The sequence below is a fragment of the Cerasibacillus sp. JNUCC 74 genome, from assembly GCF_053667775.1.
Genome location: NZ_CM132207.1, coordinates 2,865,757 through 2,878,962 on the forward strand (window position 1 = coordinate 2,865,757; position 13,206 = coordinate 2,878,962).

The following is a 13,206-nucleotide window of genomic DNA, read 5'->3' on the forward strand; positions in this document are numbered from 1 at the left end:
AATTTGCTTATTTAATTATTTTTTCTGGTAATGGGATCGCATTAATGGTACTACCTTTTGTTAAAACATCATAGAAATTATCGAAACTGGTTTCAATCATGTTTCTCAATGCTTCGTCCGTATTAGAACCAATATGAGGCGTCACCAGTACACGTGGATATAAATCGATTAATGCTTGAACAGTAGGGTCCAGCTTCTTTGTACCGTTAAACTTATGATTAAAGATATCTTTTTCGTGAGCAAACACATCCGTTGCAAAAGCCTCTAATTTATTTGTTTTTAATGCCTTTAGGATAGCCCGATTATCTTGGAGCTCTCCCCTTGCTGTATTAATGAGGATCGCACCGTCCTTCATTTTGGAAAGGAAAGCATCATTCACCATCTTATCGTTTTTTCCTGGAAAATAAGGAATGTGTAAGCTCACAATATCACTTTGTTTTAACAAATCCTCCATTTCCATAAATGTAACCAATTTCTTTGCTTCATCACTTTGAAAGATGTCATAACCAAGTACAGTTGCCCCTAAGCCTTTAAACAATTTAGCTTCTGTCAACCCGATCCTGCCAGTCCCAATAATACCCACCTTGCAATTTCTTACTTCTTTACTAAACATGAATGGATCCACGGTGAAGTCTCCATTAGCAGTTTTTGCAGTTGTATAAGCAGTATGTCTTAATAAAGACAGGGCTAGTGACAATGCTAATTCGGCAATAGCATTTGGAGAATAAGAAGGAACGCGTGCTACATACATACCGAAATTTGCTGCTGCTTGCAAGTCAATATGATTGTAGCCAACAGTACGTGTAAATATATATTTAACACCATATCCATACAATTTCTCTATATTAATTCTATCTGCCGTACAATTGGCCCTTAACAAAACAGCATTCATCCCTTTTGCTGTTTCAATATTTTCATGGGTTAGCAGTTCCTCAATTAATTTTAATTTAAAATGATACTTATTTAATTGATGAAAGAAGGGTACTTCATTTTTTCTTACGCCATAACAAGCTACTTTTAATGTCATCATGCATGTCTCCTTAATTTTAACTGAATATTCCCATAGCACTAATGATATTAATGATAATAATCCAAAATGGAATCAGAATGATTGAGATAATCGTTGACAGTAATGAAGCATTGGAGGCAAGTAATGCGTCTCTGTCAAAGCTAATAGCATATGCAGCAGCTACGGTCGCCGTTGGTGTTGCCATCATAATGACAATCGTTCCTAAGGATAAATTGCTAATCGTTAAAATTTGTGTCATAGCCAAAATCGTAAGCAATACGATATTAATAACCGGCACAAGAATGACCTTATTAAAACTGTAGTATAAAGAGGTTCGATTTGTTATTGCTGTTCTTAAATCGACGGAACCGAGTGTTGCACCAATTGCCAGCCAGGCAAGCGGTGAAGCTAAATCAGCCAAATAAGTCATTGGTTGAAATAGCCATGGTGCAGTCTGGTCGATTCGTAAAAATGCAACTGTTGATGTGGTATCATCGGCAGCTACTACACTGACCTGTGGTAAATAATCTTGAAACACCCAGATAAAAAGACCTAAAAAGGTAGCAATAACGATCGGATTTAAAAACATTTCTTTCATATTTTTCGCTTCCATCTTTAATCCGCTCATTTTAATATAGCCATAAGAATAAAGGAAAATCCGATAACCGATATTAAATATGGAAGCATATAGCACTCCCTCTGCTCCATAAATTGCTCCAACAATTGGAATACCGAAGAAAGTCGTTGATCCAAAAATAGTAAGTACACGTAACGTATCTTCCCTGTCCCTTTTATATTTAAAATACATTGGCTTTGATACCAAAATTAAAATAATGTAGATAACAATTCCCCAAACAAGAATACCCATTCCTTCCGATAAAGATTCCGCATCGATATCCTTCATGAAGGCATTAAAAGCAAGAGCTGGTAGAGCGACAACTAATACTACCTTTGATAGTGTTTTCCCTACCATATCGCTAAAAATTTTTTGTTTGCGGCAGAAATAACCTAATAAGATGATGAATAATGTCGAAGTAATTGCACTTACAATTTTTATATCTGTGAATGTCGCCTGAATTTCCTGTAATATATCCATACATATCCTCCGTTACTATGTAGATTCTCCATTATCCCCGATGTTAGGATTTCTTCTGATTTCTTCTTTCATTAATGAGGAGAGAACATTTGGAAAATAATAAAATCCCAGAAGGTTTAACTCAAAAGAATTTTTCCCTTTAACGTAAGTTTTATACAAAGATTTTTGACTAGATGAAAAATCGGATATTGGATAAATTTTTAAAATCCCTTTATAATAGGTAGAAATTGCTTTACCTTCACGGAGGAGGTCAACGTGAGAACAGTTTTAACTTTTTTAAAGCCATATAAGCTACCTGCGATTGTAGCTTTTTTACTTATGCTCATTGAACTAGCTGTCGAGCTGTTACTTCCTTTTTTTCTTGGGAAGATGATTAATGAAGGTGTCGTTAATAAAGATTTAAACAACATCATCATGTGGGGAAGTATTATGATAGGACTTGCAATCATTGCCTTTATTGCTGGGATTATCAATTCTTTTTATGCTTCTCATGTGAGTTGGAGATTTGCCTATGATATGCGAGAAAAGTTGTTTGCCAAAATACAAGCATTTTCTTTTGCCAATTTAAATAAATATCCAACCTCGGGCTTAATGACAAGATTCACAAACGATATCCGGCAAATTCAAAATACGATTTATATGATATTAAGAATTATGTCCAAAGCACCATTGATTGTTGTAGGCGGTGTCATGATGGCATTTATCGTAAACGCTAAACTCGCAGTTATTTTTACAATTACGGTGCCATTATTAGTTGGTTTTATTTTATGGGTATTAAAGGTAGCTGGGCGTTTATTTAATCATGTGCAAAAAAGTGTAGATAGGGTAAACCAAGTAATGCAAGAAAACCTTGTTGGAATGCGTTTAATAAAAGCATTCTATCGAAGAGATTATGAGGAACACCGGTTTATGGATGCAAATCGAACGCTCGCCAACCGAACTAGGATAGCCTTTCAATTTGTCGAGGCTTCAATGCCGGTTCTCTTATTTGTTATGAATCTTTCTCTTATTTTTATTATTTGGTTTGGTAATTCTCAAGTTATTGCCGGTACAGCAACTGTTGGTGATGTTGTTGCTATCATTAACTACGCACTACGAGTATCTATGTCTATTTCTATGTTCACTTTTATTACGATGGCATTTTCCCGAATGAAGGCATCTACAGAGCGTGTCAGCGAGGTTCTATATACAGAAGATGTAAAAAATGAAAGTACTGTAGAGCCTGCTTCTGCTCCGATTCAGGATGGAGCTATTTCATTTAACAAGGTTTCGTTTATTTATCCAGAAAACGATAAAGCTGTAATTAAAAATATCAGCTTTCATGTTGAAAAAGGGGAACGATTAACCATAATGGGGGCTACTGGATCAGGGAAAACCTCCTTATTCCAGCTGATTCCACGACTTTATGATGTTACAAAAGGGAAGATCACCATTGATGAGAAAGAAATTACGGCTTACTCTTTGGAGAAATTACGAAATAGTATTGGCTATGTACCACAGTCTCCATTGTTATTCACTGGTTCCATCAAAGAAAATATTTCATGGGGAAAACCAGATGCCACGGATGAAGAAATTATTCAAGCTGCAAAAGATGCCCAAATTCATGAAACGATCATGAATTTAGAACAGCAATATGAAACGAAAGTGGGGCAAAAAGGGGTCAATTTATCTGGTGGTCAAAAACAGCGAATTTCGATAGCTCGTGCATTAATTCGTCAACCGAAAATCCTGATGCTAGATGACAGCACTAGTGCTCTTGATTTAACTACAGAAGCAAAGCTTTTACAAGCGATTAAAAAATACAACAGTACAACATTAATGATCACCCAAAAAATAGCAACAGCTATCTCAGCTGATCGAATTCTTTTATTAGATGAAGGGAAAATTCTGGCTATAGGCTCCCATCAAACTTTATTAAAATCATGTGAGCTGTATCAAGAAATAGTGGCCTCCCAGTTTGGAAAGGAGTTTTCCTATGCTGAATAATCAATTAAAACAGCCTTTTCAATACGATAAGATTCCCATTAAATCGCTTCAAGTAGCGAATAAGCGTAAACGAGCCAAGGATACAACTGGGACAATAAAACGGATTTGGTCCTATTTAGCAAAAGAAAAGGGTAAATTATCACTTGTTATCTTAATGGTTATGATTAGCTCAGGTTTAAGTTTATTAGGACCATTTATGATTGGCACGGCAGTCGATAAATTTATCGTAACAAAGCAAAGTGCTGGCCTTGTCACTCTGTTAATTTCGCTTTTATTTATTTATCTCTTTCATTCTCTATCCATATTTCTACAAAATTATTGGATGGTTGAGATTGCTCAAAAAACTATTTATACATTACGGAAAGACTTATTTCACCAATTTCACCGTCTTTCCATTTCCTATTTTGATAAGCGGCAGCATGGAGAACTTATGAGCCGAATTACAAATGATATTGATAATGTCAATAATACATTAAATCAATCCGTCATTCAGATTTTTTCTAGTGTACTAACACTAACAGGAACGGTAGCAGTCATGCTTTATCTTAGCCCAATTCTAACAGCGGTAACGATGGTCATTGTTCCAATTCTGTTTTTAGCAATTCGCTGGATTACAAAGAGAACTGGACCATTGTATAAACTCCAACAAAAAAACTTAGCTGAAGTGAACGGCTATGTAGAAGAAATTGTGTCCGGACAGCATATTGTCAAAACCTTTTCTCAAGAAAATCGAGTCATTCAGGAATTTGAAGAGCGCAATAAAGCTTTAAATCATGCTGGCTTTTGGGCACTAACTATATCCGGCTTTATTCCAAAAGTCATGAACATGCTTAATTTTTTAAGCTTTGGTTTCATTGCTTTAGCTGGTGGGGTTTTAGCTATATATGGGTATGTAACGGTTGGTGTCATTGTTATTTTCACAGAATATGCTCGCCAATTTACGCGTCCATTGAATGAACTTTCTAATCAGTTTAATATTCTGTTATCTGCTGTTGCCGGAGCAGAACGAGTTTTTCGCGTAATGGATGAAAAACAGGAGGAAGCAGATGAAAAAGCAGCAAAGAAATTAACAACAATAGAAGGACATATTCAATTTGACCATGTTTACTTTGGCTACGAAGACATTACTATATTGAAAGATATTAGTTTTGAAGCAAAACCTGGAGAATCTGTCGCTTTCGTTGGCCATACCGGTGCAGGAAAAACGACGATTATTAATTTAATTTCGCGTTTTTATAATTATGATAAAGGGGAAATTTATTTAGATGGTACGCCGCTTAAACTAATTACTCGCTCTAGCCTTAGACAGCATATGGCTTTTGTCTTACAGGATACATTCTTATTTCAAGCCACCATCCGCGAAAATATTCGCTATGGACGCTTACAGGCTACGGATGAAGAAGTAATTCTAGCTGCTAAAGATGCTAATGCACATGAATTTATTACCAAACTCCCTAATGGATATGATACGCTGCTTGACCAACAAGGAAGTGGTATAAGCCAAGGGCAAAAACAGCTAATTACCATTGCCCGCGCTTTACTTGCCCAGCCAAAAATCTTGATTCTGGATGAAGCTACCAGTAATATTGATACAATTACCGAGTTAAAAATTCAAGATGCATTAAAGCGGCTCATGCATGGTAGAACCAGTTTTATTATTGCACACCGTCTGAATACCATTCAAGAAGCTGATAAGATTATTTTGCTCGAACATGGGGAAATAGTAGAACATGGGAGCCATCAAGAATTACTTAGATTAAAAGGAAAGTATTATCAATTGTTTAAAGGGGCGGAGCTTAAAGAGGTAGATAAGAATAGACTTAAAATATAGTTCGCCTTTCTGCGAACCAGATTGTAAAAACAATAGAAAAACTACCAACACCGTGAAAGGAGTGGGTTTCATGGGTAGAAAAGGTTCCATGATCGAAAAACATATGAATAGTAACTATTTAGATGAAAAAATGACATTATTGATTTATCAACCCGAGTCCTATTCCCCAATGGATAATTATCATTTATGCATCATGCAAGACGGAAACGACTATTATCAATTAGGAAGAATTGCTACGTTAAGTGACAGGCTTCACGACAATAATGAAATAATGAATACCATTTTCGTCGGGATACATTATAAAAATAAATATGATCGCAGAGAAAAATATCATCCGAACGGTAAAAAAAATGAAGCATATATCCAATTTTTGAGTCGTGAAGTAGTCTCCTTTCTAGATGACATTTATCCACCGTATAATTTGGCACAATCAAGAACTTTATTAGGTGATTCGTTAGCTGGAACGTTAGCACTAATGACCGCTATTCGCTATCCGAATACATTTGGTAATGTCATCCTACAATCGCCATATGTAGATAGTTCTGTACTGCAAGTTACTGAATCAGCTCAAAGCTTAGATACACTAACGATTTATCACATAATTGGTAAAAAAGAAACAGCAGTTACAATGACGAATGGAGAAACGATGGACTTCCTTACACCAAACCGAGAACTTCATAATATATTAACAAATAGTAATGCCAGCTATGAATACTATGAATTAGAAGGCGGAGAGCATACATGGAAATATTGGCAAAAAAACATGAAGCATGCGTTAACTTCTATGTTTAATTAGTCATTTTTCTGATAGTCCAAAAAACTCTACTTACTTTAGATACTTTTTTGTTATAATAGATATTAAGTTTATTCAGATACGTTTGTTACAGAATCTGGTTATTCTAAAAGGAGGTTCTATGAATGAAATATGGCATTGTTATTTTCCCAACGAAAGAAGTACAAGATGAAGCAAATTCATATCGAAAAAGGTATGATCCACATTATGCGTTAATTCCTCCACATATTACGTTAAAAGCACTCTTTGAAGCTGATCAACAAATAATGGAGGAGCTTATTATTGAATTAAAGCACATCGCTAATGAAACAAAGCCTTTTACAATCAATATAAATAAGGTTAGTACATTTGCTCCAATAACAAATACGATTTACTTTAAAATTGAGCCAAGACCAGAATTGATAGATTTGTATGCAAAAATGCATTCAGGTAAATTCCCAAGAAATCAAGAATATGCGTTTGTTCCACATATTACGATTGCTCAAAGTCTTTCACATGATGAATACTCTGATGTATACAATAGCTTACGAATGAAAAAAATTGAAATTGAAGATAAAATTGATCGGTTTCAACTTATGTATCAATTAAATAATGGATCTTGGACCGTTCATGAAACCTTTGTGTTTGGGAAGGAATTCGTGTGAATATAATAAAAGTTACAACACCGAAAGAATTGGAGCATGCTTATCATATTCGTACAGTCGTTTTTATAGAGGAACAACAAATACCTTACGAGGAAGAAATGGATGGGCTTGATGAAGAAGCCATTCACTTTATTGTCTATGATGATGTAACACCGGTAGCAGCAAGCCGACTGCGATTTGTCGATAACTATGGAAAACTGGAAAGGATTTGCGTATTAAAAGAATACCGTGGTAAATCCATTGGTAAGCACTTAATTCAAACAATGGAAGAACTCATTCTGGATCATGGCTACCAACAAGCAAAGCTTCATGGGCAAATACACGCAAAAAAGTTTTATCAAGGTTTGGGTTATAAAACGGTATCGGATAAATTTATGGACGCAGGAATTCCACACGTAACGATGATAAAACAGCTAACGTTACACGACTAAGTTGTTCAAATTGTTTATGTAGTTTCATCCTAATTAAAAATATTTCAATATAAAACAGATGTTGGCGGAAAAACATTTTTTATTAAAAGTGTCTTTTCCGCCATTTAATAATTTTAAATGAATGAATTCTTTATAACAGGTAACCCTAAGAGTGATTAATTTTTAAGGGGGCATGGGAATGAATTCTTATTTGCAAATGCTAGTAGACACCATCTTTGGATTTGTTGCCTTATTTTTACTGACAAAACTGCTTGGAAAAACACAAATTTCCCAGTTAACTCCTTTTGATTTTATTTCTGCTTTAATCCTTGGCGAACTGGTAGGAAATGCATTGTTTGATAAAAAGGCAAGTGTTATTGAAATAGGTTTTGTTATTTTTCTTTGGGGCGGGCTTTTATACTTAACAGAATTGATAACGCAAAAATTCAAAGGTACCCGCAGCTTGTTAGAGGGTGGCCCTGATTTCGTCATCTATCGTGGCAAATTAATTAGAGATGTCATGAAAAAAAATAAACTTGATATAAATCAACTACAAAGTTTATTACGTGCTAAAGACGTATTTTCCCTCAGAGAAGTTGAATTTGCGTTTCTAGAAACAAACGGCACGGTATCTGTGATCAAAAAACCACCTTATCAAACGCCAAATAAGCAAGATATGCAGGTTTCTCCAAAAGAAGTTAATTTAGCTACAACATTGATTAATGATGGCGAAATTATTTACGATAACTTAAAAGAAAAAAACTTGACTGAAGAATGGCTAGATCATGAACTACAAGAACAAAATTATGAACAAATAAGTGATGTTTTTTATGCAGAGTATAGAAAAGGTGAAAAGTTATTTATTTTACCATATACAAATAGACACCATCGTAAATTCGATGCTTAGTATCATCACCTTGCTAAGCATCTTTTTCTTGGAGGGTTAAATTGTGCTGCTAAATCGTTTGCCCTTCCCAGTCATCTTAGCAAATTCAAGTTCAGAAGGTTTTGTTGGTTTAATTGCATAGCGATCATAACCTTCTTTATAAAGCCGCTCGTAACTTTTGAATAATTGTTGATGCTGCTTATCGAGTAACACTTTAAAAGGACTTTCGATATGGAAAAAATTTTGTTTTTTACTAATAACCCGTTGATGATATTGTTCATACTGAATCTGCTTTATTGGCAATATATATCCCATTACCAGCACCCCCTATATTAATTATCAGAAAATAAAGGGAAACTTCATTCAGTAGGAGTTTTCTTCCATCTCCTACTGAATGCTAGTACCACAAGGGTATGACCTAAGGCCCTTGAACGAATCGGGCATTTAGGTGCCGTTTTCTCCCACTTAGACCTTTTGTATCAACTCAAGATTTTGAAGTGAGAGTCTTACGGCACCTTACATGCGGGATTAATGTTTATATAATTATATACCCTTTTTCCAAAAAGTCTAATCCTTTTTATTCTTCCATTCGTTTTTCCAATTCTTTAATAAGATCTTCAAATTTTTTTATATTACCTAAAAAAGATTCGTTCCATTTATTCATATCTTTTTCTACTGCCACAGCTTTTTTTTCCGGAAACTGCAGCCATTTCTCATTTTTTTGTAAGTGTTTTTCGATGACATGAAAATAATCCAGCCAATTTGGTTCAGAAATTTTCATCTTAAACCTCCCTCGTACTAATTTTTCGTGACCATCGTTTTCCCGTTTTATATTAATCAAAAACACCAAGAAAAGCGCCAATCGCCTGTTTAGCAACCGTACAAACTGGAGAACTTCTGACAAGATAAAGAAAACACGGCGACCATAAGGAGCCGATGTTGACTTATCGTAGGAAGAAGATCGAAGTTTGCTAGTCGCTCGAGCGCTTAAACTAGACGAGGCGACGATTTTCAAAATAGATATCCGTCTCTCTACAAAAATAAAAGCTTGACGAACGCCAAGCTTTAGGACACAGGTAAAACCTGTTTTTTTAGACTTCACTACTCCGGTTAAATTGAAAAAGCTTTACTTTTTTAGAAAAACTTGGCTTGTCGCCAAGTCTTTATGGCGAAAGCTGTAGTTTTTCTTATACTATAAACCCTAAAATTTATACTTTTCTATAGTGTCAAAAAAGCAGCATGTAACTGCTGCTTTTTTATCCCTGATTAAAACCAGGAGAACGGGCCTCTTCTCTCATTCTCTTGACTGTCCTCGTGATCTTCCTGCCGGTGCTCTTCTTCATGATGTAGCTCTTCATTATCCTCTACTTCTGTGTTTTCCTCAGCTCTCTCTGCCTCAACCGGACGTCTCATAAAAAATGGGTCTCTACGTTGAGCCGGACGGGGCGCCCTTTGTGGGCGAGAAGATTCAATAGCCACATTATCTGCTTTAATAACAAGATCCTTTACATGGATGACTTGCTTCTTTTTTTCCGACATTCGTTTTCACTCCTTTTATACGTTTGGTCGTTATTAGTCTATGTAACTATTTATGATAGGTATGGTCATTCGCCCGTTTTTTTCGAGAAATTAGAGTTGTTGAATGAGTCTAAGCCGTCCATATATATCCTAAATCAATCATTGGAATTGATTTGAGTGCCCACACAATCCGCATTAGCCAACATATTCTAGTAAAGACAAATGAGTCAATCACAATATGGAAAGGAGAAAAAATCATGGGTTGTGGAAAAGATTTTAAAACAGGAAACTGTGTATGTGATATTTTAAAGGAGATTGCGGAGGCGCAAAGTGATGTCATCGAAAACTGCTGTGACTCTAGTTGTGAACAATCTATTAATGATTTATTAGGAGATACTGATCAAAATAATGGACTTGATACGGTACCTTTAATTTTGTACTGTAAAGGGACTTGTAAACCATTTAAAGGGTTCGGGGCACATCCAAGCGATATTGGTGATGTTGTAGCAAGCTTCTTCTTCCGTGTTAAAAAAGTGGATGATGATTGCTGTGCAATATTAGAGCTTCTAAGAGATCCACATGATGATGATCCTAATCCAAAAAATCCAGTTGACCAAAAAACAAAGCACTTACGCGCAACTGGTATCTGTATCACAGCAGATCTTAACTGTTTCTGTCATGTAACATGTCTACCAGCAATTAATGCACTTAACTGCTAACTGCGCTTAACTGAATTGACACTGGGGTGCATGCACCCCAGTGTGCAATATTTCACCACTTATTAAATGATATACTTCTTGTTCGTAACTATTTTTGAACCACTAAAATACGTCCTACTGCTTCAAGCAAAGCTTTTATAGTTAGGGGAACATGATCCCCTATGGATTAACAATCCAATTACTTCCTCCGGCAGTTGATTCTCCCACCTAGCCAATCTGATTGATAGTCTTAGGCGGGAGTTTTTACTGCTATTTCACGTAAAGATAGATCATTAGAAGCCTAGTAACTTAATATGCTTAATATCATCTAGTGAGATTTTTGTACTTGTTGAACGATTTCCGGTACGAATAAATACATCATTTCCTTCAGATCCTGTTATTACACCGCGATACGTTCGTTGACTTGTTTGGATTTCACATTTTAATCTAGGAGCGAAATTAGGGGTGTGTAAAAAATATTCAATTTTTTCTTCAATTGACATATTTTTGAAGCTTTGCTTTTTTTCTTCATGCGAAAAATCACTTTTCTCCGTTTCCTCCAAATCTTCCTGCTTATTTTTTATTTCGTTTTTATCAAAGTCTCGGTGCCTCATTCCTTTTTTCACTACCTCCTCATTCTTTGAAGAAACTTCCTTATTATGTTTTGGGGTAACATACATATGTTGCATTGGCGCATGTAACTCGCCTACTTTCGATTGATGAATAAAAAGCAGTGGTTTTTGTGCGTATTTTTTCCCCATTTTATTCTTCCCCCTTTTTAAATCATTCCTTAACCCATTATATGAACCCATTTTGGGAAATGTGTTTGTGGAAAAAGAAAAGACACTTTGAGAGAAGTGTCTTTTCTTTAAGATATATATTATTTTAAATGGATGTTTCAGTACTCATTTTCAAAAACGATCATAATAAAAATTTCATAAATACGGTTGCCATGCTGAAATAAATAAGGATCGAAATTATATCATTGATCGTAGTAATAAATGGGCCGGATGCTACAGCTGGATCGATTTTTATCCGTTCCATCAACATAGGAACTAACACACCTGCAAGTGTGGCAACAAACAGTGTAGCAGCAATTGAAATACCTACAAGTAAACCTAAGTAAAACTTACCTTTCCAAATATAAATAACAATCATAATAACAATTCCGCAAATAATCCCATTAATGATGCCTGTGGCTCCTTCCCGGAGTACAAGCCGAGCTTTTCCTTGTTTATCATAATCCCCATTAGCCATCCCGCGAACAGCAACCGCCAAAGCTTGCGTTCCTGAATTACCAGCCATTCCAGCAATAAGCGGGATAAATATAGCTAAAACGGAAACTTGATTTAACGTTTCCTCAAAACGTCCTATTAAACTGGCAGTTAGCATTCCTAAAAATAATAAAATAACAAGCCATGGTAACCGTTTTCTCACTGAAACAACCGCCGTATCACTTGGCTTATCCATATCGGAAACCCCAGCCAGCTTGGAATAGTCATCACTTGCTTCTTCTTCCATGACGTCTAAAATATCATCTACCGTAATAATACCTAATAAATGCCCTTGAAAATCAACTACCGGAAGTGCTAGAAAGTCATAGTCACGCATCATTTGGGCAACTTCTTCTTGGTCTTTGCCAACAGATACCGCTACGACCTTTTCAATCATAACATCTTCAATTAGAGTATCTTCATCGGCAACAATTAGATCTCGCAAAGAAAGAACTCCAACTAAACGTTTTTCATCATCCAGTACATACATATAGTAGATCGTTTCTGCGTCCGGAGCCTGTTCCTTTAATTGCTGCATCGTCTGTTGAACTGTATTTGTTTTATACGTTGCAACATACTCAGTAGTCATAATACTTCCGGCTGTTTTTTCTTCATAATGCAGCAACTTTTTAATTTCTTTTGCTGCTTCCTGATTCATAATGGTTAAGAAGCTTGCAATTTGATCCTTGTCCATGCCACTTAAAATATCAACCGCATTATCAGCAAACATTTTCGCTAAAACCATGGAAGCAAAGCGGGGATCCATTTCGCTTATTAATGCGCGTCGTTGTTTTTCATCATCCATAATTTCTATGATGTTGCCGACTTCCTCTGGCGATAAATACGTGTATATTTTCAAACGAGCTGCTTTTGTCTGCTCCATAAAAAACATTGCTTGGTCATAGGGGTGCATATCAAGGAACTCGTTACGAAATCCTTCCATATTATCTTGTTCCAGTGCCTGCTGTAATTTCTGCCAATGCTGCTCATACTGTTCTTCATACTTTTTATCATACTTATTGGATTCCATACGATCACTTCCTTTTCCCTAGCTCATCTAT

General features: G+C 35.7%; 14 protein-coding genes. 7 read left to right on the top strand and 7 right to left on the bottom strand.

Features of this window, described 5'->3' with window-relative positions; translation table 11 throughout:
- Nucleotides 1-7 precede the first annotated feature (7 nt).
- Nucleotides 8-1,027, bottom strand: coding sequence for a 2-hydroxyacid dehydrogenase (locus JNUCC74_RS12810; protein ID WP_454065651.1), 1,020 nt, complete (start codon nt 1,025-1,027; stop codon nt 8-10).
- Between the two features lie 19 nt (nt 1,028-1,046).
- Nucleotides 1,047-2,105 (bottom strand): AEC family transporter, encoded by a 1,059-nt coding sequence (locus tag JNUCC74_RS12815; RefSeq protein WP_454065652.1) that lies wholly within the window; start codon nt 2,103-2,105, stop codon nt 1,047-1,049.
- 255 nt (nt 2,106-2,360) lie between these two features.
- Between JNUCC74_RS12815 and JNUCC74_RS12820 the strand changes: the two genes are divergently transcribed.
- From JNUCC74_RS12820 to JNUCC74_RS12845, 6 genes are all read left to right on the top strand, one after another.
- On the top strand, nt 2,361-4,091 hold the full coding sequence (locus JNUCC74_RS12820; protein WP_454065653.1) for an ABC transporter ATP-binding protein: 1,731 nt from the start codon (nt 2,361-2,363) through the stop codon (nt 4,089-4,091).
- Nucleotides 4,081-5,922 (top strand): ABC transporter ATP-binding protein, encoded by a 1,842-nt coding sequence (locus tag JNUCC74_RS12825; RefSeq protein ID WP_454065654.1) that lies wholly within the window; start codon nt 4,081-4,083, stop codon nt 5,920-5,922. Before JNUCC74_RS12820 ends, JNUCC74_RS12825 begins: the two co-directional genes overlap by 11 nt.
- Before the next feature lie 70 nt (nt 5,923-5,992).
- Complete coding sequence (locus JNUCC74_RS12830; protein WP_454065655.1) at nt 5,993-6,718, top strand: alpha/beta hydrolase; 726 nt, start codon at nt 5,993-5,995, stop codon at nt 6,716-6,718.
- Between the two features lie 122 nt (nt 6,719-6,840).
- Nucleotides 6,841-7,359, top strand: a complete 519-nt coding sequence (locus JNUCC74_RS12835) for a YjcG family protein (RefSeq protein WP_454065656.1) — start codon at nt 6,841-6,843, stop codon at nt 7,357-7,359.
- Nucleotides 7,356-7,790, top strand: coding sequence for a GNAT family N-acetyltransferase (locus JNUCC74_RS12840; RefSeq protein WP_454065657.1), 435 nt, complete (start codon nt 7,356-7,358; stop codon nt 7,788-7,790). The genes JNUCC74_RS12835 and JNUCC74_RS12840 overlap by 4 nt, the downstream gene beginning before the upstream one ends.
- A gap of 178 nt (nt 7,791-7,968) precedes the next feature.
- Nucleotides 7,969-8,676: a DUF421 domain-containing protein gene (locus tag JNUCC74_RS12845; protein ID WP_454065658.1), complete on the top strand. Its 708-nt coding sequence runs from the start codon at nt 7,969-7,971 to the stop codon at nt 8,674-8,676.
- A 36-nt stretch (nt 8,677-8,712) separates the two neighbouring features.
- Here JNUCC74_RS12845 and JNUCC74_RS12850 read toward each other — a convergent pair whose 3' ends face one another.
- The 3 genes from JNUCC74_RS12850 to JNUCC74_RS12860 form a co-directional block, all read right to left on the bottom strand.
- The gene (locus tag JNUCC74_RS12850; protein ID WP_077317776.1) at nt 8,713-8,970 is read right to left on the bottom strand and encodes a hypothetical protein; all 258 of its coding nucleotides are present in this window, start codon (nt 8,968-8,970) and stop codon (nt 8,713-8,715) included.
- A 262-nt stretch (nt 8,971-9,232) separates the two neighbouring features.
- Nucleotides 9,233-9,436, bottom strand: coding sequence for a hypothetical protein (locus JNUCC74_RS12855; protein ID WP_454065659.1), 204 nt, complete (start codon nt 9,434-9,436; stop codon nt 9,233-9,235).
- Between the two features lie 485 nt (nt 9,437-9,921).
- Complete coding sequence (locus JNUCC74_RS12860; protein WP_454065660.1) at nt 9,922-10,194, bottom strand: hypothetical protein; 273 nt, start codon at nt 10,192-10,194, stop codon at nt 9,922-9,924.
- 236 nt (nt 10,195-10,430) lie between these two features.
- Between JNUCC74_RS12860 and JNUCC74_RS12865 the strand changes: the two genes are divergently transcribed.
- Nucleotides 10,431-10,892, top strand: coding sequence for a CotY/CotZ family spore coat protein (locus JNUCC74_RS12865; protein WP_454065661.1), 462 nt, complete (start codon nt 10,431-10,433; stop codon nt 10,890-10,892).
- A 272-nt stretch (nt 10,893-11,164) separates the two neighbouring features.
- Here the strand turns inward: JNUCC74_RS12865 and JNUCC74_RS12870 are convergent, their stop codons facing one another.
- Together JNUCC74_RS12870 and mgtE are read right to left on the bottom strand one after the other, a co-directional pair.
- Entirely contained in the window at nt 11,165-11,632 is a 468-nt protein-coding gene (locus JNUCC74_RS12870; RefSeq protein ID WP_454065662.1) for a CotO family spore coat protein, read from the bottom strand.
- Between the two features lie 160 nt (nt 11,633-11,792).
- Complete coding sequence (gene mgtE / locus JNUCC74_RS12875) at nt 11,793-13,175, bottom strand: magnesium transporter (RefSeq protein WP_454065663.1); 1,383 nt, start codon at nt 13,173-13,175, stop codon at nt 11,793-11,795.
- Between the last annotated feature and the right edge of the window lie 31 nt (nt 13,176-13,206).

Excerpts from the sequence above, each read along its gene's own strand:
- JNUCC74_RS12860 (WP_454065660.1), bottom strand. The coding sequence starts at position 10,194 with ATGTCGGAAAAAAAGAAGCAAGTCATCCATGTAAAGGATCTTGTTATT.
- mgtE (WP_454065663.1), bottom strand. The coding sequence starts at position 13,175 with ATGGAATCCAATAAGTATGATAAAAAGTATGAAGAACAGTATGAGCAG.
- JNUCC74_RS12835 (WP_454065656.1), top strand. The coding sequence starts at position 6,841 with ATGAAATATGGCATTGTTATTTTCCCAACGAAAGAAGTACAAGATGAA.
- JNUCC74_RS12870 (WP_454065662.1), bottom strand. The coding sequence starts at position 11,632 with ATGGGGAAAAAATACGCACAAAAACCACTGCTTTTTATTCATCAATCG.
- JNUCC74_RS12865 (WP_454065661.1), top strand. The coding sequence starts at position 10,431 with ATGGGTTGTGGAAAAGATTTTAAAACAGGAAACTGTGTATGTGATATT.
- JNUCC74_RS12850 (WP_077317776.1), bottom strand. The coding sequence starts at position 8,970 with ATGGGATATATATTGCCAATAAAGCAGATTCAGTATGAACAATATCAT.
- JNUCC74_RS12810 (WP_454065651.1), bottom strand. The coding sequence starts at position 1,027 with ATGACATTAAAAGTAGCTTGTTATGGCGTAAGAAAAAATGAAGTACCC.
- JNUCC74_RS12855 (WP_454065659.1), bottom strand. The coding sequence starts at position 9,436 with ATGAAAATTTCTGAACCAAATTGGCTGGATTATTTTCATGTCATCGAA.
- JNUCC74_RS12815 (WP_454065652.1), bottom strand. The coding sequence starts at position 2,105 with ATGGATATATTACAGGAAATTCAGGCGACATTCACAGATATAAAAATT.
- JNUCC74_RS12845 (WP_454065658.1), top strand. The coding sequence starts at position 7,969 with ATGAATTCTTATTTGCAAATGCTAGTAGACACCATCTTTGGATTTGTT.
- JNUCC74_RS12830 (WP_454065655.1), top strand. The coding sequence starts at position 5,993 with ATGGGTAGAAAAGGTTCCATGATCGAAAAACATATGAATAGTAACTAT.
- JNUCC74_RS12825 (WP_454065654.1), top strand. The coding sequence starts at position 4,081 with ATGCTGAATAATCAATTAAAACAGCCTTTTCAATACGATAAGATTCCC.